The sequence below is a fragment of the Paraniabella ginsengisoli genome, from assembly GCF_022513635.1.
GTDB classification, from domain to species: domain Bacteria; phylum Bacteroidota; class Bacteroidia; order Chitinophagales; family Chitinophagaceae; genus Niabella; species Niabella ginsengisoli.
In genome coordinates this window covers 971875-992236 of record NZ_JAKWBL010000001.1, presented here as the reverse complement: position 1 = coordinate 992236, position 20362 = coordinate 971875, and the positions used below count along the sequence as shown (strand labels likewise).

Here is a 20362-nt window from a genome sequence, read left to right as displayed (position 1 = left end):
TGCAAAACCTTTTCGAGGCTTTGTAAATATTTAACCAGGTCCTAACATATCTGGTATTTTTTAATAAATCCCACAAGTTGTATGATTCAAACAGTTTTTGAAAAATTACAGTACGCAGACGAAAAGAATCTTTTAATTCAGGGCTTACCTTCTTCTATTGAAAAACAATTCAGCAAGCTTTCATTCGCAAAAAACATGACACCATTATTAAGATCAAGGAAACTTGACTTTGCCTTGGTATTTGCCGTTAATGAAAACCAACTGAATGGTATTTTGAATGATGTAATGCCTTCATTAAAAGAGGACACTAAATTTTGGATTGCGTATCCTAAAATTACTTCTAAGATCGTTACAGATCTTAATCGTGATCGAAGCTGGAATAAGTTGACCAAAGATGGATTTGCTGGCATGGATAACGTTGAGTTAGACCATGTATGGACAGCGACGAGATTTGAAAGGAACAAGGTGGAAAGGAGTGCTGCAGCGCCTACTGAAAGAAAGAGAACTGCGCAACTCGCTTAGCGTTTTAAGAGATGAATTTTGTATAGAAACCCGGTTTAATGCCGGGTTTTTTATTTGCGGCATAGTTATTGTAAAAAGAAAGACAAAACCATAATTTATGAAAAAATTATTCTTCTTAGCAACAGCTTTTAGCCTGACAGCTATTGTTTCAAACGCACAAACGGAAAAAGGAAACTACTTAATTGGAGGTACAATCGGTAATGTTGGTACTGAATTACAAAAGGGGAGTTCTAAATTTGGAATTCAAGTAACACCCAAAGTCGCATGGTTTATACAGGACAATTTTGCGGTTGGTGGCCAGGTAGGTTTAGGTTATCAAACTCAAAAAGATGCTGGTAATACTTTTAGTTATAATATTGGACCATTAGCACGTTATTATTTTGGTGATGCTCAAATGGAAAAAGTCAATATTAATTCACCCAAGCCAGTTCGCTTTTTTGCAGAGGCAAATGCCGGTATCGCAGGAAGTAATTCTAAAGTTAAAGGTGAAGATGGTGTTTCGACAAATGGCTTTAATGTGGGTGTTGGCCCGGGTGTAGCATTTTTCGTTAATGAAAATATTGCCTTGGAAGCTTTAGCAAAATATGATTTGACATTAGGTTTTGGAAGCACACCTGCTATAAATAAAATTAATGTTGGTGTTGGTTTCCAAATATATCTTCCAGGTTCTAAATTGAAATCGCTTAGAAACGAAGTAAAATAATTCAGACCAATATATTTATCCTATGATTAAACTTAAAATAGTCGCCTCAGATGAGGTGACTTTTTTTAGGACAAAAAAACAAACCTTCTCTAAATTAAAGCCTAAACAACTTCCACTTTAAACACAGTTTCAAAATTGGCCTTTACCCGTTGCTTAACCTCATCCATGTCAACCTTACTACATAATTCTTTCTCCAAAGAGGTAACCTGTTTTCCCTGAATACCACAAGGAACGATCATATTAAAGTAATCCAGGTTGGTATTAACATTCAAGGCAAAGCCATGCATTGTTATCCAACGGCTGGTACGAACGCCGATTGCACATATTTTCCGCTCGCGCCCTTTATTATCAGGATCTATCCATACACCAGTTTCCCCGTGTGATCGCTCTCCTTTTAATCCGTATTCAGATAAAGTAAGCATAATAACTTCTTCAATATTTCGAAGATATTTGCCGATATCAGTGTAAAATTTTTCCAGGTCAAAAATTGGATAGCCTACTAATTGTTCCGGGCCGTGAAAGGTTATGTCTCCGCCCCTGTTTGTTTTAAAAAAATCGATGCCCAACTTTGAAAGATGCTCCTCGCTCATCAACACATTATTCATATCGCCGCTTTTACCCAATGTAAATACAGGAGGATGCTCCACAAAAAGCAAGTGGTTGGTGGTTTCAGGTTTCAGGTTAACGGTTTCAGGTTCTTGGCTATCTTCCAATTCACGCAACTTTGTTTTAATAGCTACGTTTTTCTGTAATATATCTTCCTGGTAATCCCATGCGTCTTTGTAGCGCATGTTTCCTAAATCTTTAAAGTGTACCTGCTGTTTCATTTTTATTTGTGACCTTCTAATTAACAAAAATAAACAGAATCTGTTCACTTAACCAGCTGCACAGATTTTTAAACTCTTTCGACCGCGTTTTTATAGGATCAATTATAATCGGGACGATAAAACGAGCGTGGCAAGGAAGATGCCATATATTTATTGCCGGGCTAAAAAATAGGGTGTATGACAAATCTACCGCTGTGCGAGGCGTCTCGCCTCGCACTAATATGCTATCGCCTCCTGGCGATTTTATAAAAGGTGAATTTGTCATACGCCAAAAAATATGATACATCATTTGTAGCCAATAACATTTGTACCTTTGCATGCAATGAACGAAGAAGTAATAGAACAGCAGGATACGAGCGATGAGCTGTATCAAAAATTTGTTTTTAAAACCGATGCCGGCCAGGAGCCGTACCGCATCGACAAGTTTTTAATGAACCGCATTGAAGGCGCTACACGCAACAAAATTCAGCAGGCCATACACAATAAAATGGTGCTGGTAAATGGCAATGAAGTGAAGCCGAACTTCAAAATAAAAGCTAACCAGGAAATTGTGGTTTATACGGATACGGAACCGGATGAAAACAATATTCTTCCCGAAAATATTCCGCTGAATATTTTTTATGAAGACGAGCATATTATTATTGTTAATAAAGCCGCCGGAATGGTAGTGCATCCCGGAAGCGGCAATCACTCCGGCACATTGCTAAATGCGATAGCCTATTACCTTCAACAAAAAATATTGCGGTTGACCTTGAAACATTACCAAGATTTGGCCTGGTACACCGCATTGATAAAAACACCACGGGTTTATTGGTTTTAGCCAAAACCGAACTGGCAATGCGAAATTTGGCTAAGCAGTTTTTTGATCATACGGTTGATCGAAAATATATGGCACTTGTTTGGGGCGATGTAGAGCAGGACGAAGGCACGATTGTGGCGCATGTGGGCCGCAATCAACGTTTCAGAAAATTGTTTGAAGCTTATCCTGAAGGAGATCATGGTAAAGAAGCCATCACACATTATAAGGTATTGGAAAGATTAGGCTACGTAACGTTGGTAGAATGCATACTGGAAACGGGCCGCACGCACCAGATACGTGTTCACATGAAACACATTGGCCACCCTTTATTTAATGATGATTTTTATGGTGGCGACCGCATTGTAAAAGGAACAGTGTACGCCAAATACAAACAATTCATCGATAACTGTTTTAATATCTGCTCCCGCCAGGCATTTGCATGCTAAAACATTAGGTTTTACGCACCCCGCAACTGGTGAGCGTGTATTTTTTGAATCAGAATTGGCGGGCGATATAAATGAGGTTATTGAAAAATGGAGGAAATACACCACAGCTTATCGCCCCACAGAGTAAAAAGTGCACAATCACGTCTTCTTATTATAAATAGACGTTATGCAAAAATTAAAAATTATAATTACAGGCGCCACTGGTATGGTTGGCGAAGGTGTATTGAATCATTGTTTGAAAGATGATCGTATTGAAAGTATTCTTTCGATAAGCCGCCGCTCCTGCAATGTGAGCCATCCCAAACTCACTGAAATTTTGCATAGCAATTTTGAAGATCTCAGTCCTATTCAAGATCAATTAAAGGGATACGATGCGTGCTTTTTCTGCCTTGGCTTATCATCTGTTGGTGTAAGTGCCGATGATTATTACCGGAATACTTACACGCTTACTTTACATGTTGCTAATACGCTGGCGGAGCAAAATCCTGAAATGGTCTTCTGCTATGTGTCGGGTGCCAGCACAGACAGCACAGAAAAAGGAAGGATAAGATGGGCGCGGGTAAAAGGCAAAACGGAAAATGATTTAATGAAGCTACCCTTTAAGGCTGTCTATAATTTCAGACCAGGTGGGATGGAGTCTTTTAAAGGTGCTCAAAATGTGCCTAAACTTTATAAACCTGTTATATGGGGCATCAAACTATTAGCTCCTAAAAAACTGATCCATCTTTCGGAACTTGCTAAAGCTATGATCAGTGTTAGTACCGGAAAGTATTACGGAACAAATATTTTGGAAATAGCAAATATAAAAGAAGCGGGCAACGACTAGTTAATAAGTTGAAAAGGGGTTGTACGAATCATAATTTTTATTGCCCTAGCAGATGAATCGTGATAGCATCAACATAGAATCACAATAACCTGAATCTGGTAACCTGAAACAGGAAACCAAAAAACTAATCCTTCTTTTGCTCTTCAATAATATTTTCGACTCTTTCTTCCTGCGCCTCTTGAATCAATTTCTCTTTGCTTTTTTTGCCTCCCTTTACAATTTTCAATACAACCGGCAAGGTTGTTATTACAACAATTCCAATGATAATAATTTCAAGATGTTCTTTCAGATCAAAGCCAAAAGCACTCATCATCCATTTTTGTAAAAAATGTCCGGCGAAGATCATACTGAAAACCCAGGCCACACTTCCTACTATATTATAGAACATGAATTTTGCGCGATCCATTTTCACAATACCTGCTATAATAGGTGCAAAAGTGCGTATAAAAGGAAGGAACCTTGCCACAATAATTGCGCCGCCTCCATTCTTTTCATAAAAATCATGCGCTTGTTCTAAATATCTTCTTTTAAAGAAAAAATTCTCTTTCCAGTTATACATAGCAGGGCCAACTTTTTTACCTGTCCAATATCCAACCATATTACCCATAATACCGCAAAATGCGATCAGCGCCCACAAAACTATAAGGTCAACCCATTCATTTTGAATATGCCCTATTCCAAATAATTTAAGAAATTGATAAGTAAGTCCAGGCTCTGCCGTTGCTCCCTCTCCTATTTTATGTGCGTAAATCCCTGCTACAAATAATAATGTGTCTCCGGGTAAAAAGAACCCGGCAAATAAACCTGTTTCAGCAAAAACCACAAATAACAATAACCATAAACCACCATTTTCAATATACCATTGTGGTTGAAGTAAATCTGTCCACTGAAATGCTGTACTCAATAACTCAATCATGTTTATAATTTATCTTTCTCTGCTTAATTTGTTTATGTGGCAGCTGTATTTAGTTGTTTTTTGGCAGCCGAGGTATCAACAAAGGTTTTATAAAATAGTTTACGATATTAATACAAATATTATATAATATTTTTACTTATCAGTAAAGGTTTGTGCTTTTAGATCGTCAAACTCACCCTCCCATCTCGCAATAACACAGCTGGCTAATGTATTTCCCATAACATTCACACTGGTTCTGGCCATATCCATCAACTCATCAATTCCATAGATCGCCATAATGGGCCACAAAGGTAATCCAAACGTGTGAGCTGTTGCTATCAAAATCACTAAAGAAGCCCGTGGAACAGCAGCCACGCCTTTGCTGGTTAACATAAGAGATAAACCAATAAACAATTGTTCTCCAAAAGAAAAATCAATGCCTACTGCCTGCGCCACAAAAATAGATGCTAATGATAAATATAATGTGGTGCCGTCTAAGTTAAATGTATAGCCTGTTGGAATTACAAAAGATACAATTTTACGTGGCACTCCAAATTTCTCCATATTCTCCAAAGCCTTTGGCAGTGCGGAGTCTGAGCTGGTTGTAGCAAAAGCAATCGATACTGGTTCCCTGATCGCTTGTATAAATTTCTTAACGGGAATTTTCGCAACGAACAACGCAATTGGTAACAAAACAAAAAGTAAAAAGCAAAATAATGCAAGGTATAATGTAACTAAAAGTAACGCCAGATTCTTCAAAATATCAATACCTAAATGGCCGACAGTCACGGCAATCGCAGCACCTACACCAAACGGCGCAAAATACATGATGATGTTAGTAAACTTAAACATCGTTTCAGCAAGGCTTTCTGTAAATTCAATCAAAGGTCTTTTACGTTGTTCAGAAAGCATAGCCAAAGCAATACCGAATATCACACTGAACACAACAATCGGCAACACATTACCTTCATATATAGATTTAATAATGTTTTCAGGGAAGATGTCAATAATGTGATCCTGCCAGGTTTTAGGTACTGCTGTTGGCAAATCATGCAACAAAGCTTCGGGTATTACGATACCGCTTCCCGCCTGCGTAATATTAATAAATACAAGTCCGATGATTAAAGCAAAAGTAGTAACCACTTCAAAATACAAAAGGGATTTCCATCCCATTCTGCCCACCTGTTTCAGATTGCTATGACTGGCGATGCCAACCACCAGTGTTGAGAATAATAACGGAGCGACTATTGTTTTAACAAGCCTTAAAAATATTTTACTTAAAAATTGCAGATTTTGTGAAAAAGCAGGAAAATCAACGCCAATCTCTACTCCCATCGCCATTGCAACTAATATCCAGGTAGTTAATGATCGTTTGTAAAAAGCAAAAAGAACTAACGCGCCAACAAGTACCCATCTTGAAACAAATAATAAAGCACTTGGCAACGCTTTGATTTCGAAGCTAAAAAGATGTAAAGCAGCTACGATAGTGAATACGATCAGTGCTATTAACCCGGCTTTCCTTTTTGTTAATGATCTTTTTAGAAAATCAAAAAAGAAAAGCATGCCAATAAGTATGCCTTCCACAACAAACAAAAGCCCATCAGGTAATGTGCTGGCTTTAAACCTGAAAAGATGTAATAATGCAACTACAATAATAAATGTGATTAATGTTAGTCGTCCGGCTTTATTTTTTGTCATAAGTATATATTATGGTAGGCTTGAACCAGCTCTCTTAGAATTCTAAAACTTGGTAAAATAGTGAATATTATATGGAATTGCCAAAAGTTTTGTTAACGCATTTACGATTATTCCTTATTTTTCGCCTTTCAAAAAAGATTCATAACAATAATATACCACCTAAAGTAGATACTTATGGGATTATTTACAAGAAAGCCACTAAGCATTTTATTAGCCGAGGCAGCCGATACTGAAAAAGGGTTGAAGCGTACTTTAACTGCCGGAGGACTTGTTGCCTTAGGGATTGGAGCCATTATTGGCGCTGGACTTTTTGTGCGTACCGCTGCTGCTGCTGCTCAAAATGCTGGTCCATCCGTGACTTTTGGATTTATCCTGGCAGCGATCGGTTGTGCATTTGCCGGGCTTTGTTACGCAGAATTATCTTCTTCTATACCTATTTCTGGTAGCGCTTACACATTTACTTATGCTACAATGGGAGAAATGCTTGCTTGGATCATTGGTTGGGACCTTGTGCTGGAATATGCAGTAGGTGCAGCTACCGTTGGTATTGCCTGGAGTGAATATTTAAATAATTTGTTAGTTCAGATATTGCACTGGAAGCCGATTGCATATGAATGGTGCCACTCTCCCTTTCAGGAGTTGAATACAATTAATATTGCGTCTGCTACAGATGCATTGCAATTCAGCAATTATATTTCTGCCGGCCAGCTTGCAGAATTATCCCGCACCAATACTTTAAACATCAATGAAGACGTGTTAGCTGTCTTACCTGAAACATTGAAAGCTTCAGTAAGTTCCGTGCAAGGGATCATGAACATCCCCGCGTTATTTATTGTAACACTAATGAGTTTACTTCTTATAAAAGGAACCTCAGAATCTTCCTTTGTAAACTCGATTATAGTAATCGTGAAAGTAACTATCGTTTTACTAATTATATTCTTGGGATGGAATTTTATAAATCCCGCTAATCATACTCCTTACATTCCAACAGCAACCAAGTACGTAGACCACCAGGGTGTTACACACAACTTTGGAGGCGTGATGGGAATTTTAGGTGCTGCCGGAACTGTGTTTTTTGCTTTTATAGGATTTGATGCAGTAAGTACCGCAGCCCAGGAAACAAAAAATCCTAAAAGAGCATTACCTATAGGTATACTGGGTTCTCTCGTTATTTGCACAACACTATATTTATTATTTGGCCATGTACTTACAGGATTAGCGCCAGTAGAATTTTTCAGAGATCCTACAAAAGGTGGAGAAGCGTCTGTTGTGGCAGCCATCCAAAGCTTTATGCCAGGTTATAAATGGTTATCTGATGCTGTAACAATAGCCATTCTTGCAGGATTTACTTCGGTTATTCTTGTGATGCTTTTAGGCCAAAGCCGCGTATTTTATTCAATGAGTAAAGACGGTTTATTACCAGCTTCTTTTAGCCAGCTTCACTCAAAATTTCAAACGCCTTTTAAAGGAAACCTTATCATTCTTTTATTAGTGGGTTTATTTGCGGCTTTTGTACCGGGTGATGTTGTTGGGCACATGACAAGTATCGGAACTCTATTTGCGTTTATATTAGTGTGCGCTGCGGTTATTATTTTGCGTAAAAAAGAGCCCAACATGAAAAGAGAGTTCAAAACTCCTTTTGTACCCTTATTCCCAATTTTGGGAATTATAGCATGCCTTGCAATGATTTTAGGATTGGGCTGGGAAAACTGGGCCAGACTACTTGTTTGGTTAGCACTTGGTTTTATTATATACTTCGGTTATAGTAAAAAACACAGTAAGCTGAGGGATAAGAAGTAAATTCAACTTTATTCAAAAGGTTGCTTCGGCAGCCTTTTTTATTGCATGTATAAAAACTTCAACTTCATCTGTGAACAATTATAGTTACTTCGGATAGATAGAAGTTGACATAAAATTTTCAATCGGCTAAGTAAAATCCGGATGAAAAATTTTATGTACGTTTGCCACCTTAATTTTAACAGTTAGATCATTTTAATATGGGAAGGATTTTTGAAGTTCGTAAAGCTACGATGTTTGCCCGCTACGATCGCATGGCCAAACAGTTTACAAGAATTGGTAAAGAAATAGCCATTGCTGTAAAATCAGGCGGCCCTGACCCTGCAATCAATCCGGCATTACGCCGCTGCATGCAAAATGCTAAAAGCGTTAACATGCCTAAAGACCGTGTGGAAGCAGCCATTAAACGTGCGCAGGGTAAGGAAATGGAGAATTATGAAGAAATTCTTTACGAAGGTTATGCACCCCATGGAGTAGCGATACTTGTTGAAACAGCAACCGACAATCATGTTCGTACCGTTGCTAATGTAAAATCTCATTTTAATAAAGGCGGTGGTGCCATGGGAAATAGTGGCAGCGTGGCTTTTCAGTTCAACAAAATGGGCGTTTTCAAATTAAACCCCGAAGGTTTAAATGCAGAAGACCTAGAATTGGAACTTATTGATTATGGCCTGGAAGAATTGGGCGAAAGTGCAGACGAAGAAGGTAATAATGTTATAGTGCTGCGTACTGGCTTTACCGATTTTGGGAATATGCAAAAAGCTTTGGAAGAAAAAATATTCATCCGATAAGCGCTGAAGTAGAATGGATTCCCGGAACTACAGTACCCGTTAATGACGAACAAGCCGAAGATGTAAGTAAATTAATCGAACGCTTGGAACAGGATGAAGACGTTCAGAAAGTGTTTCATAATATGGAGTAGTGGTTTCAAATTGGAAGTTGCAAGTTTCAGGTCACAGTATTCATACATCGTAATTTGAACGATGATTTATAATCGGAACGATAAACCGAGCGTGGCAATGCCGACGCCACATATTCATCTGCCGGTCAAATAAAATTGTCGACACAAACCAACTATTCAACCCTTCAACTTTTCCTATATTTGTTTCAATGGAGAATGAAAAAGAAGTTGAGGCCCTACTTACGTTGATCGAAGATCCGGATAACGAAGTTTTTGAAGCGGTAAGTAACCGCATCATTGCTTACGGAACGCCCATAATTGCTAACCTCGAAGATCTTTGGGAAAACACTATCGACGATGCAGTACAGGAACGCATTGAACTGCTTATACACCGACTTCATTTTATCAACTTAAAAAATGATTTTCAAGAATGGAACAACGCTGCTCATCACGAGCTATTGCCCGGCGCTCTACTTGTTGCTAAATTATTATACCCCGATTTGCACACAGGCAAAGTAATTCAAGATGTAGAACGCCTAAGGCGCAATATCTGGATCGAACTCAACAATTACCTTACTCCATTAGAACAGGTAAACGTAATTACAAGTATATTATATAATTACTTTGGTTTGAAAGGCACTGACCCTGGGAAAAAATGGCCCGCCGATTTTTTAATTTCAAATGTTATAGAATCGAAAAAAGGAAATCAAACAGGCAATGGTGTACTTTATTTATTGCTTTGCGAATTGTTAGATATTCCCGTAAGACTTATACCAATACCCAACCAGTTTGTGTTGGCTTATTTTAAATCGAGAACAGAAATCGATGCAGACAAACTGCACCTGAACATTGAGTTTTTTATCGATCCGACCATTGGCCAGGTGTTTACTCACAACGACCTTTATAATTATTTCAACAGAATATCATCTGCAGGACAACCTGATTTCTTCAGGCCTCAAAACCACAAACAGGTCATTCAAAAATTACTTAGCGATCTGAAACAATGCTACGATACAGAAAGTAAGATCTACATGATTAATGAAATTGATGAGTTGATCACTATTTTAAACAACTGATTAATTGATGACAGTTGACAGATGATAAATGACAAGTTTTGCAACTTTTTTACTGCTTGTTACTTACTATTTCCCTACTTGCCTATTCTGCAAACTTTCATACATTTCTCAAAACAATTGTTAAAAAATATCCCTGAATTTTAATACAGTATTAATTATACGAAACAAATCGTAAATTGCTTTAAAATTTTGTGTATGGCTGAAATAAAAACGCTTAAACCAACGGAAAGTGAACTGGAAATTTTGCAAGTGCTTTGGCAAAAGGGAAAAGCTACTGTTAGGGATGTGCATGAACAATTAGTAATTAACAGGGAGATCGGTTATACTACAACGCTTAAGTTGATGCAAATAATGCATGAAAAAGGTTTGGTTCAACGAGATGATTCTGCACGCACTCATATTTATAAGGCAGCCACCAACAAAGAGCACACACAAAAATTCTTGCTGAACAAATTCATCGGTAATCTCTTTGGCGGTTCTTCATCTCAACTGGTAATGCAGGCATTGGGCAGCCAAAAAGTATCAGCAGAAGAACTTAATCAAATACAATCTTTAATTGATGACCTGAAGAAAAAATAAAGCCTCATGATTGATAGCTTGCAATTAATACTTACTGCTTTAGGAAATGCCATTCTCAACAGTATTTGGCAAACAGGGTTGTTGTGGCTGCTGGTTTTGCTTTATGCAAGACTTAACGTTTCACCACAAAAACTAAGCAGTGTTAGTTTTGCAGCATTATTGACCAGTTTTGTTTCTTTTATTATCACTTTTTTCATTTCTATTTTAACCCCGTATATCAACTTTGGTATGCTTCAATGGATAGATAGCATCGGCTCAGTATATCCCATCATGTTTTATGCAGCAATTGCTTATTTGCTGCTTTTGATAGTTCCCACAACAAGACTTCTATTCGGAATCAGAAATGTGTATATACTTCGAAATAAGGGATTGGCCAAAGTTCCGGGGCACCTAAAGATATTTTTACTTAATGCATCACAATACCTCGATATCAAAAGAAAAGTAAAGATTTTTACATCAACTATTATTTCATCGCCTTTAACAGTTGGTTTTATCAAACCTGTTATATTGCTACCTGTTGCAATGGTCAATCAGCTTAGCACACATCAGGTGGAAGCTATCATTTTGCACGAACTTGCGCATATAAAAAGGAATGACTATTTGCAAAATATTCTTACGCAGATCATTCTTACCATTTTTTATTTCAATCCTTTTGCAAAAATGCTTGCAAAGATGCAAAGCCTGGAGCGTGAAAAATCTGCAGACAAATGGGTTGTTCAGTTCGAATACAACAATCGAATGTACGCTAATACTATTCTGCAACTTGCAAAACAAAATTTTCAAGACCAAAATAAATTAGCCATTCCCATTTCGGGTAAAAGCTCTTCTCTTTTAGAAAGAATAGAATGGTTATTAGGATCGGCTAAAAGAAGATACCCATCCCTAAAAAGCTTAACCCTACTTTCTCTATTTATTGCAGTTGCATTTACAATATCGCTCATACAAAAAGTGAACCTACCAACAACATCGTTGGAAAACTTCGCTTACAATCAACCAGCCGCTACTTATATACCAACAGTTCATTCAACAATAGAAGATATTCCAAAAGAAGAAGTAGAGTCTGAAATAATTTTACAAGATCAGGAAAAAACAGCACCTGTTCCTGAAAATAAAGAAGAAGTTCAGAAAGAAACGATTGCTCATGAAGAAAGCCGTACCGAAGAAAATAACACAGAAGTTGCTGCAACTTTTGTAAATAATATCACAGTTGTATCACCCGAATTAAAAGAAACTGAAGAAAATAAAGTTCAGGAAGCCTTAACTGCTACTAAGAAAATTGTAACAGAGTTAAGTTGGAAAGCTATTGATAATTCATTAGCTGAAACTGTTACGAAAGAAGAAAGGCAATTGCTTAAAGAAGCTTACAGCCAAAAACTTGAAGCTGCCAATTGGGAAAAACAAGCTGACATGTTACGCCTGCACTACAATAATATTAATTGGGAAAAAGCAACTAAAAATCTGGCTATAGCTATTGAAGGAATTAAAATTGATAGTGTATATAACAAGTACAAAGAAGCTGCGCATGTTTAACCGGTTATAAAAAACAACTGGAGCAAGAAATAAACAGCAATAAAGAAGTGAACGCCTTAAACGAATTGATTGGACAATACCAAACTTTCATCATAAAAGTAGACAGTCTGCGTAGTAAAAAGATTGTTGAACTTTAGCCGCATTTCTCACAAAATTATACTTATACAGCTATACAATAACATAACCTACTACCTTGACAATTCATGAAACAATTCAAGCGAACAGTTTCGTTGCATTTATAAATTCTGCCAGAGATTTTTGTAATTTTATTGAAACCGATAAAACAGAAAATCATATCTCCTTTTTGCAGCAAACTCAACATCACTTGCATACATTGTATTTCGGTGGGCAAAATCTTCAATTTGTAGACCTGAGTTTCAATTTGGACTTTCCGGATATAATGACTAAAGTTCAAGTTGAGATTGTTTTAAACAGGCTTGCAAACAAACTCACCAATAGATTTTATTGCCATGTGTTTGATCCAACAAAGGAAGGCAACATTGAAACTGTTTGTGGAGATCTACTTGACGACTTAGGTGACATTTACATAGATCTTAAAAACGCTTTACTTTTATTTGACAAAGGAACACCAGCAGAAATAGAATGTGCAGTTTGGTCATTCAAATTTGACTTTGACAGCCATTGGGGCAACCATTGTATAAATGCAACTTATGCGCTACATTACTTCATTAAAGGTTCAATTTGACGATAGCATACCGCAAAGTATTTTATATTACACATGGCTTCATGAGTAATACAAATTACCATGTATTTCTGCGGTTTCTATGAGAACATCAAAATCTTTCAAAGACTTTTATTAAATTTGGTAAATGACTTATCAGGTAGATATATTAAATCCTAAGGCAGATAAATTGTTGCAAGACCTTGCTGATTTGAAATTAATTTCTATTTCAAAAACTTCTAATGACTCTTTTCTGAAGGTAGTTAAGCGGATACGTAAAAAAGCATCTTTAAACCCTCCTACATTGGAAGAAATAACAAAAGAAGTTGAAAGCGTAAGAACTAAACGGCATGCCAATAAGAAGAAAGGATAGAATCATTATAGACACCAATTTATGGATAAGTTTTTTGTTAACAAACGACCAATCCAAACTCGATCATTTGCTTCTAAGTTCTAACATTATTCTTTTATTCAGTCAGGAGTTGATTAATGAATTTATAGAAGTCGCAAAACGACCAAAATTCAGGAAATACTTTTCGCTAAATGATTTGGATGATTTGTTAATTGACATGCAAACAAAGGCTATGTTTATTTCAGTTAAATCAGAAATAACTCATTGCCGAGATCCCAAAGACAACTTTCTATTAGCACTCGCAAAAGATGGCAGAGCAACTCATCTACTAACGGGAGACAAAGACCTTTTGATTTTAAAGAATATTGGTAAGACAAAAATCGTAACTATTGTCGAGTATATTTCCACATCGTAATAATTGCCCAATAACTATATTCGTATCTCGCAATCGCATAACAAAAAAATCAAAAAAATAATCAGTATTTTTGTTATCGAAATTTAACTATGCGTATTACATCTGAAAACAGGTTTAAAAAATTAATTGTTATTGGTGACAGGATTTTGATAAAACCAGCGAAGCCCGACGAACGTACTGCCAGCGGTTTATATCTCCCTCCCGGTGTTCAGGAAAAAGAAAAAGTGCAACAAGGTTATGTAATTAAAACAGGCCCGGGTTATGCCATACCAGTAGCCGTTGATGATGAGCCCTGGAAAAGCGAAGAAGACCAGGTGAAATATGTGCCTTTACAGGCAAAAGAAGGTGATCTTGCCATCTTCTTAATCAGTAGCGCCACCGAAGTAATGTATGAAGGTGATAAGTATTTTATCGTTCCGCAAAGCGCCATCCTTATGCTGGAGCGCGAGGAAGATTTGTAACCAATAAAAAGTAAAACACATGCAAGGTTTCCACACGAACATTGAATCGCTCACCATCGAGAACAATAACTTTAGAAAAGTATTATATACTGCATCACATATGCAATTGGTGTTGATGAGCTTATTACCCGGCGAAGAAATTGGAGAAGAGATACATAACGAAAATGATCAGTTCTTTCGCTTTGAACAAGGCGAAGGTAAATGCATCATTGATGGTAATGAATATGCAGTAAAAGATGGATCAGCGATCATCATTCCTTCGGGAGCAAAACATAATGTAATCAACACTGGAAATACTGCGTTAAAAATGTACACCATTTACGCACCACCTCATCATAAAGATGGTATTGTACGATCTACAAAAAAGAAGCCGAAGAAAATGAGAAAGATTTTGACGGGCAAACAACAGAATAACATCAAACCCAACGCCTGTAAATGTTTCGACAAACTATCATCGCTATTTTAGTTGGCATAGCTGCAACGCTTGCCACACAAGCGCAGCAAACAAAACTGCAAGTCGAACGATCATTTAAGAGCTATAAACGTCATTCAACTATTCATCCTGAAACAAAGATGATGGAGTTAAAACAAGTTGTACCGGGCATTGTGTATGACTTAAAATATGCCGACAGCGATAATTTCATGCAAAGGCGCATGTATTCAAAAGGAACGAATACCACATTTTTAAGAAAGCCGGCGGCAGCAGCACTTGCGGCAGTCCAGGAAGATTTGAAAAAATCCGGACTTGGCATTAAAGTTTTTGATGCTTACCGGCCATTTTCAGTAACTGAGAAATTTTGGGAGCTTGTAAAAGATGAACGCTATGTTGCAAATCCTGTCAAAGGTAGCAACCACAACAGAGGAACAGCCGTTGACCTTACATTGATTGACTTGAAAACTGATAAAGAATTGAACATGGGAACAGGCTTTGACAATTTTACCGATACTGCTCATCACACATTCAAAGCATTACCAAAACATATTTTAGATAATCGCGCGCTGTTGAAATCAGCTATGGAAAAACATGGCTTTACTGCGCTAGCCACAGAATGGTGGCATTACACATTCAAAAGTAATATTTCGTTTACCGTTCTTGATATTCCTTTTAGAAAATTATTCCGCTGATGGGATACGTTGAGGAAACATGAGCTGAATCAACAAAGCAATCACATAAACCATAATTGCTCCAATCATATTCAGCCATAAAAATCCGAGACTTATTATTTCATATTCATTTAAAATAAATAACAAAATAATCACTACTTCAGTAATAATGGCCGCAGCGAAAACAGCGTTGCCTTTTACTCTTTTTGCATAAAACGCCACCAGGAAAACGCCCAAAATAGTTCCGTAAAAAAGTGAGCCCAAAATATTAACTACTTCAATTAAGCTACTGCTCCAGTTGGCTACAAACATCGCAACGCCAATACAAAACAAACTCCATATAATCGTGTAGATTTGGGAATAAGCATAATCATCCCGCTTGGCTTTTTTGTAATATTTTTTATGAATATCTATTACCGTGCTTGATGACAATGAATTGATAGCTGCCGCAATGCTTCCCCAACTGGCCAGGAAAATCACAGCAATAATCAACCCCACAAGCCCTTTCGGCAAATAATCCATCACGAATTTCAAAAAATATAATTAGTATCATTTTCACTGCCGCCGTTTTCCTTAATTAAATCTTTTATATCATTTCTAATAAGGCTTACGCTGTCCTGTAAATGTTTTAAACCAATCAACTTTTCATCCGAATTAGTTTTAGCGTACCCTTTCAACAATACAGCTTTCTGATCATTAATGTGAGCAAGCTTTTCCTTCTGTATATCCAACGCATCATTGTATTGGGAATTCTCAAGTCTTGTTAATTCATAATCATTAAAAAATGCCGGAGCTTTGTGAAATTGATAAAATGAAAACACCAATACGCCTAGCAACAATATGCAAAACTGCATCGGCACCTTTACAATACCATTCATCAATAATCCTACCCGGCTTTCCTTTAAGTTTTTAGCTGTCAGATAGCGCCCCACCTGCGATTGATCGGTTCCAAAATAGGAAAGCGCTAAAAAAAGCCACCGATAATACCACTGAAAATATTGTAACGATCTCCCCAATCGAACGATCCGTTTTCAAAACCAGTTGTAATTACATTGAACTTCCCCAACTTACCTCCTATCGACAAAGCATCAGTAAAACCAATCCCTTCAGGCAATCCTTTCACCATATAATAACCCGCTAAAAACAAAGCTATCATTATAATAAAAAACTGCAATTGCTGTGTGTAAGCAATAGCCCTGGCTCCACCGCCAACAGTGTAAATAATAAGCAAACCACCAATTAACAAGTTTGTGACATAAATATTCCAGCCAAAGATCACTGACAAAATAAGCGACGGCGCAAATATGCTAATGCCCGTCGACAAACCACGTTGTAATAAAAACAGGAAAGAAGTAAAGGTTCGTGTTTTAGAATCAAATCGGCTCTCAAGATATTCATAAGCGGTATATACTTTAAGCCTGCTAAAAACTGGCACAAACGATATGCATATTACTATAGCAGCTAGTGGTAATCCAAAATAATACTGAACGAAACGCATGCCATCTGTGTAAGCCTGTCCCGGCGCGGCTAAGAAGGTGACAGCACTCGCCTGCGTACCAATAATACTTAGCAAAACAACATACCAGGGCATACTGCGGTTCGACAAAAAATACCCATCAAGATCCTTGCTGCTCTTGCTTTTATATATTCCATACAGAATAATGAGTATAAGTGTGCCGCCAAGTACTATCCAGTCTAATGAAGTCATGAAAATTTCTTCGTCAAATAATAAAAAAATACAATTAACAATATCAAAATAGCCGCCACAACTACATACCAGATATGCCACGATCCAAACAAAGGAGGCCTATTATCATCTTCATGCATAGTTATTATTTTTTACGAAAGCTGTTTAAAAAAACAATACACAATCCTATAATCAGCCCCAACATCAGGCCCAGTCTTACTTTCTTCACCAATGTGCCTATTATCAAGCCAATAATAATGGCTACAAAAAATGCCATTTCACCGCGCCTTACTCCCATTATCGTTTTCTTATTATTATCGCTCATTATTCAAATACATTTTTTTATTGACCCAGCTGTAGAATATATAGCATCGGTATTGCCACGCTCGTTTTATCGTTCCGGTTATCAATCAACAATTGATATACGATGTAGGAATTACGATGTACGAAATACCAGTAATCCGGAACCTGTAACCTGCAACCACACTGTCATCTATCAACTGTCACCTATCAACTTATCACTCCTGATTCAACGCAATCAAATTTGCCAGCAAGCGCATAGCACCTGGTACTGCGGCGGGCAGCTCTCTAAAAACACGAGTCCGGTATAAGTAAAATTTCCTTTTCCGTATTTAGCTGTAATCAGGCTACCTTCTTCGGCTCCTTCGCCCGGATCAGCCATTGACAGCAACGGTTTGAAATTGCTGTCCCAACCGCCTGCGTGATAAATACTTCGCTCCTGTATCCAATGTTCGAAATCTTTGTCTGTTATCTTGTTCGGAAAGTTAAACACTTTATGTGAAGGCGCCATAATTGTCACTTTAGCATTCTCATCAGTAATCCTGTTTCGAGTAATGCTAAAGTCATACGGACCAATTTTAGACTTTACAGAACCTATGTTATTACTCGTATTATATTGAACGATCAGGTTTCCGCCTTGTTCCACATAATTCATCAGCTCATCGTAATATTCATCCATCCATTCGTTGGTGTTGTAAGCTCTCACGCCAGTAATAATAGCATCGAAACGGCCTAAATCATATACAGGAAGTGTTGTTTTATCCAGAATAGTTACATCATAACCCATGCGCTCCAATATCACAGCCACTTTGTCCCCGGCCCCGGGAATATAACCTACTTTTTTCCAACAGTTTTTAAATCAATATTCAAAGTAGTTATAAAGTCAGGATAAAAATACCTGATGGAAGGTATGTGGTCGTAATCAATACTTCTTAAAGCAAGATGATAACCAACAGTATCTTTCGCAGTTTTTTTATTGGCATAAGCAGTTAAAGTATATACTTCTTCAGGCGCATGCTTTTCTGTTACATCAAAATTGAAAACAGCAGTTTTGCCGCTGTTTAATTGAAGTGTATTTTGCTGCACCCCAGAATAATCAATGCCAGTAAGGCCTGCGGTGATATTACCTTCAATATTTGCAAAAGCGTGCAATTGCGTTTGAACACGTTGCGTGCGATGATCGGTTTGATTAAACACCAGCAAATTAGGCGAAGCGGTTACGGTAGCGGGCGGCACAACAATCATGGGTTGATAAGTTTCGCCTTTTACAGGATCAGTATGTTTATACCTAACCGGCTTTTCAAATACAAAATCCTGGCCTTGAATATTAATTGAAAACTTAGCTATGTAAGCGAGTTGCACATCCGCAACGCCAATCATCTGCTGATCAGCCACAAAAAACAAACCTTCCTCTTTTCGTTCGTTTAACCAGTATGGTTGTGTTACTTCTTTGCTTAACGGCACCTCGATTTTCTTATCGAGTGTGAAATTCTTATTTTTTTCCAGTGTTTTATTTACACTCGTATTCACATCTGCAAGAGAAACAGATTTTAAAGTAGCATCTGCACCCAGCCTGTTATTTAAAACGATATTCAAAGAAACATTGCCTGTTTGAACAGCAAAAGGCTGGTTGGTATAAGCGTCAATATATAAGCCGCTACATTGTGCAATTAAAGCCTGTACTTCTTTTTTCTTTTTATTGATCCAGTAATCATCACCATTTTTATGCAACAATTTGTACAGCTTAACAAGTGCCGGCACGGAAGCCTGTGGAGTTGCAGTATTAAATTTTTGTTCAACTTCTTTAATCAGGTTTGAAATTTCAGTTCCGTTTTCACCTATTCTACTCCAACTTACATCAACACCATCTGTAAGCTCTTTCTTCGGCGCTTCACCTGCTGTTGTCCTGAAATATTCATAACTATCGCCTCTTGTTGCAGCAGAACCAAACCCCTGTGACTTATGCTGGCTGCGGCTTTCAGCTGCTATTTCTCCGTAACTTTTTCCAAGCAAACTATTAAACCCGCCAACATTTACATTAAACTGAGACGGATCGGTAGTATTGTTTCCTCCAAAATTGAAAGTGTTCCAAAGTATTCTTTTCGCCTGCCAAGGTTTTACATATTTGAGTTGTTCTGCAAATTGTTTAGGATCTGCAGCAGCTTTAAACGCTTCATTTGCCAAAATAGCGCTGGCCGTATGATGCCCGTGTCCGCCTTCGCCGGTTACCGGAAATCTTGTGATAATAACATCGGGTTGAAAATTACGGATCACCCAAACTACATCCGCTAATACTTTTTCTTTATCCCATTTAGTGAAAGTTTCCTGTGGGTTTTTTGAATAGCCAAAATCATAAGCTCTGGTGAAAAACTGTTCACCACCATCAATGCGTCGTGCAGCAAGCAATTCCTGTGTTCTTATCAAACCTAATTCAATGCCCTGCTCATCGCCAATCAGGTTTTGTCCTCCATCGCCGCGTGTTAGCGACAAATAACCGGTTCTATACAATTTATCATTAGCCAAATAAGCAATCAGCCGCGTATTTTCATCATCCGGATGCGCCGCAATGTATAGCACCGACCCCAACACTTTGAGCTTTTGAATACGCTGCAAAATTTGTGATGCACTTGTGGATTGTGCATACACGTTTATATAACATAACAAAAATGTATAAACAAGAAACCGAATTTTCATCTTACGAAAATAAAAGAAAACCTCGAAGGTTTTATAATTTATAGCCCACGGTTTAAACCGTGGGCTAT

At 37.6% G+C, this 20362-nt stretch carries 24 protein-coding genes and 1 pseudogene; 16 read left to right on the top strand and 9 right to left on the bottom strand.

All coding sequences use genetic code 11. The features are described 5' to 3' along the window. Window positions 1–81: 81 nt before the first annotated feature. Window positions 82–522, top strand: coding sequence for a hypothetical protein (locus tag MKP09_RS05590; RefSeq protein WP_240826802.1), 441 nt, complete (start codon window positions 82–84; stop codon window positions 520–522). A 97-nt stretch (window positions 523–619) separates the two neighbouring features. After that, on the top strand, window positions 620–1225 hold the full coding sequence (locus MKP09_RS05585; RefSeq protein WP_240826801.1) for an outer membrane beta-barrel protein: 606 nt from the start codon (window positions 620–622) through the stop codon (window positions 1223–1225). A 101-nt stretch (window positions 1226–1326) separates the two neighbouring features. On the opposite strand, the gene lipB is transcribed toward MKP09_RS05585, so the two are convergent. Further along, on the bottom strand, window positions 1327–2052 hold the full coding sequence (gene lipB / locus MKP09_RS05580; protein ID WP_240826800.1) for a lipoyl(octanoyl) transferase LipB: 726 nt from the start codon (window positions 2050–2052) through the stop codon (window positions 1327–1329). Between the two features lie 322 nt (window positions 2053–2374). Here lipB and MKP09_RS05575 point away from each other — a divergent pair, with 322 nt between their 5' ends. The 3 genes from MKP09_RS05575 (at window position 2375) to MKP09_RS05565 (ending at window position 4123) form a co-directional block, all read left to right on the top strand. Next, on the top strand, window positions 2375–2872 hold the full coding sequence (locus tag MKP09_RS05575) for a S4 domain-containing protein (protein ID WP_240826799.1): 498 nt from the start codon (window positions 2375–2377) through the stop codon (window positions 2870–2872). Continuing rightward, the gene (locus MKP09_RS05570) at window positions 2791–3297 is read left to right on the top strand and encodes an RluA family pseudouridine synthase (protein WP_317235256.1); all 507 of its coding nucleotides are present in this window, start codon (window positions 2791–2793) and stop codon (window positions 3295–3297) included. Before MKP09_RS05575 ends, MKP09_RS05570 begins: the two co-directional genes overlap by 82 nt. A gap of 166 nt (window positions 3298–3463) precedes the next feature. Continuing rightward, a complete protein-coding gene (locus tag MKP09_RS05565) occupies window positions 3464–4123 on the top strand; it encodes an NAD-dependent epimerase/dehydratase family protein (RefSeq protein ID WP_240826798.1) in 660 nt (219 codons plus the stop codon). A 124-nt stretch (window positions 4124–4247) separates the two neighbouring features. On the opposite strand, the gene MKP09_RS05560 is transcribed toward MKP09_RS05565, so the two are convergent. Both MKP09_RS05560 and MKP09_RS05555 read right to left on the bottom strand, forming a co-directional pair. Beyond that, a complete protein-coding gene (locus tag MKP09_RS05560) occupies window positions 4248–5039 on the bottom strand; it encodes a DedA family protein (protein ID WP_240826797.1) in 792 nt (263 codons plus the stop codon). 132 nt (window positions 5040–5171) lie between these two features. Further along, window positions 5172–6716 (bottom strand): dicarboxylate/amino acid:cation symporter, encoded by a 1545-nt coding sequence (locus MKP09_RS05555; RefSeq protein ID WP_240826796.1) that lies wholly within the window; start codon window positions 6714–6716, stop codon window positions 5172–5174. A 174-nt stretch (window positions 6717–6890) separates the two neighbouring features. On the opposite strand from MKP09_RS05555, the gene MKP09_RS05550 reads away from it, so the two are divergent. The 11 genes and pseudogenes from MKP09_RS05550 to MKP09_RS05495 all read left to right on the top strand — a co-directional run bounded on the left by MKP09_RS05550 (window position 6891) and on the right by MKP09_RS05495 (window position 15634). Then, on the top strand, window positions 6891–8516 hold the full coding sequence (locus MKP09_RS05550) for an APC family permease (RefSeq protein WP_240826795.1): 1626 nt from the start codon (window positions 6891–6893) through the stop codon (window positions 8514–8516). Window positions 8517–8713: 197 nt separating this feature from the next. Beyond that, window positions 8714–9435: pseudogene (locus MKP09_RS05545) on the top strand (YebC/PmpR family DNA-binding transcriptional regulator). 188 nt (window positions 9436–9623) lie between these two features. Then, window positions 9624–10490 (top strand): transglutaminase family protein, encoded by an 867-nt coding sequence (locus MKP09_RS05535; RefSeq protein ID WP_240826793.1) that lies wholly within the window; start codon window positions 9624–9626, stop codon window positions 10488–10490. 195 nt (window positions 10491–10685) lie between these two features. Further along, on the top strand, window positions 10686–11069 hold the full coding sequence (locus MKP09_RS05530; RefSeq protein ID WP_240826792.1) for a BlaI/MecI/CopY family transcriptional regulator: 384 nt from the start codon (window positions 10686–10688) through the stop codon (window positions 11067–11069). A gap of 6 nt (window positions 11070–11075) precedes the next feature. Then, the gene (locus tag MKP09_RS05525; protein WP_240826791.1) at window positions 11076–12599 is read left to right on the top strand and encodes a M56 family metallopeptidase; all 1524 of its coding nucleotides are present in this window, start codon (window positions 11076–11078) and stop codon (window positions 12597–12599) included. Window positions 12600–12792: 193 nt separating this feature from the next. Next, window positions 12793–13305 carry a DUF5063 domain-containing protein gene (locus tag MKP09_RS05520; RefSeq protein ID WP_240826790.1) on the top strand — a complete coding sequence of 171 codons (513 nt, stop codon included), beginning with the start codon at window positions 12793–12795 and terminating at the stop codon, window positions 13303–13305. Window positions 13306–13429: 124 nt separating this feature from the next. Continuing rightward, window positions 13430–13654: a hypothetical protein gene (locus tag MKP09_RS05515; RefSeq protein ID WP_240826789.1), complete on the top strand. Its 225-nt coding sequence runs from the start codon at window positions 13430–13432 to the stop codon at window positions 13652–13654. Beyond that, on the top strand, window positions 13632–14048 hold the full coding sequence (locus MKP09_RS05510) for a putative toxin-antitoxin system toxin component, PIN family (RefSeq protein WP_240826788.1): 417 nt from the start codon (window positions 13632–13634) through the stop codon (window positions 14046–14048). The genes MKP09_RS05515 and MKP09_RS05510 overlap by 23 nt, the downstream gene beginning before the upstream one ends. 89 nt (window positions 14049–14137) lie before the next feature. Further along, on the top strand, window positions 14138–14509 hold the full coding sequence (locus MKP09_RS05505) for a co-chaperone GroES (RefSeq protein ID WP_240826787.1): 372 nt from the start codon (window positions 14138–14140) through the stop codon (window positions 14507–14509). A gap of 19 nt (window positions 14510–14528) precedes the next feature. Then, window positions 14529–14975, top strand: coding sequence for a cupin domain-containing protein (locus MKP09_RS05500; RefSeq protein WP_240826786.1), 447 nt, complete (start codon window positions 14529–14531; stop codon window positions 14973–14975). Beyond that, complete coding sequence (locus tag MKP09_RS05495; protein ID WP_240826785.1) at window positions 14945–15634, top strand: M15 family metallopeptidase; 690 nt, start codon at window positions 14945–14947, stop codon at window positions 15632–15634. Before MKP09_RS05500 ends, MKP09_RS05495 begins: the two co-directional genes overlap by 31 nt. Here the strand turns inward: MKP09_RS05495 and MKP09_RS05490 are convergent. The 6 genes from MKP09_RS05490 to MKP09_RS05465 all read right to left on the bottom strand — a co-directional run bounded on the left by MKP09_RS05490 (window position 15623) and on the right by MKP09_RS05465 (window position 20213). After that, complete coding sequence (locus tag MKP09_RS05490) at window positions 15623–16138, bottom strand: sodium:solute symporter family transporter (protein ID WP_240829287.1); 516 nt, start codon at window positions 16136–16138, stop codon at window positions 15623–15625. The genes MKP09_RS05495 and MKP09_RS05490 overlap by 12 nt on opposite strands. 5 nt (window positions 16139–16143) lie before the next feature. Beyond that, window positions 16144–16545: a hypothetical protein gene (locus MKP09_RS05485; protein ID WP_240826784.1), complete on the bottom strand. Its 402-nt coding sequence runs from the start codon at window positions 16543–16545 to the stop codon at window positions 16144–16146. A gap of 32 nt (window positions 16546–16577) precedes the next feature. Then, window positions 16578–17402 (bottom strand): sodium:solute symporter family transporter, encoded by an 825-nt coding sequence (locus tag MKP09_RS05480; protein WP_240826783.1) that lies wholly within the window; start codon window positions 17400–17402, stop codon window positions 16578–16580. 43 nt (window positions 17403–17445) lie between these two features. Next, window positions 17446–17625: a hypothetical protein gene (locus MKP09_RS05475; protein WP_240826782.1), complete on the bottom strand. Its 180-nt coding sequence runs from the start codon at window positions 17623–17625 to the stop codon at window positions 17446–17448. A gap of 213 nt (window positions 17626–17838) precedes the next feature. Then, window positions 17839–18408 (bottom strand): hypothetical protein, encoded by a 570-nt coding sequence (locus MKP09_RS05470; protein WP_240826781.1) that lies wholly within the window; start codon window positions 18406–18408, stop codon window positions 17839–17841. Window positions 18409–18434: 26 nt separating this feature from the next. After that, window positions 18435–20213, bottom strand: a complete 1779-nt coding sequence (locus MKP09_RS05465; RefSeq protein ID WP_240826780.1) for a PIG-L family deacetylase — start codon at window positions 20211–20213, stop codon at window positions 18435–18437. Between the last annotated feature and the right edge of the window lie 149 nt (window positions 20214–20362).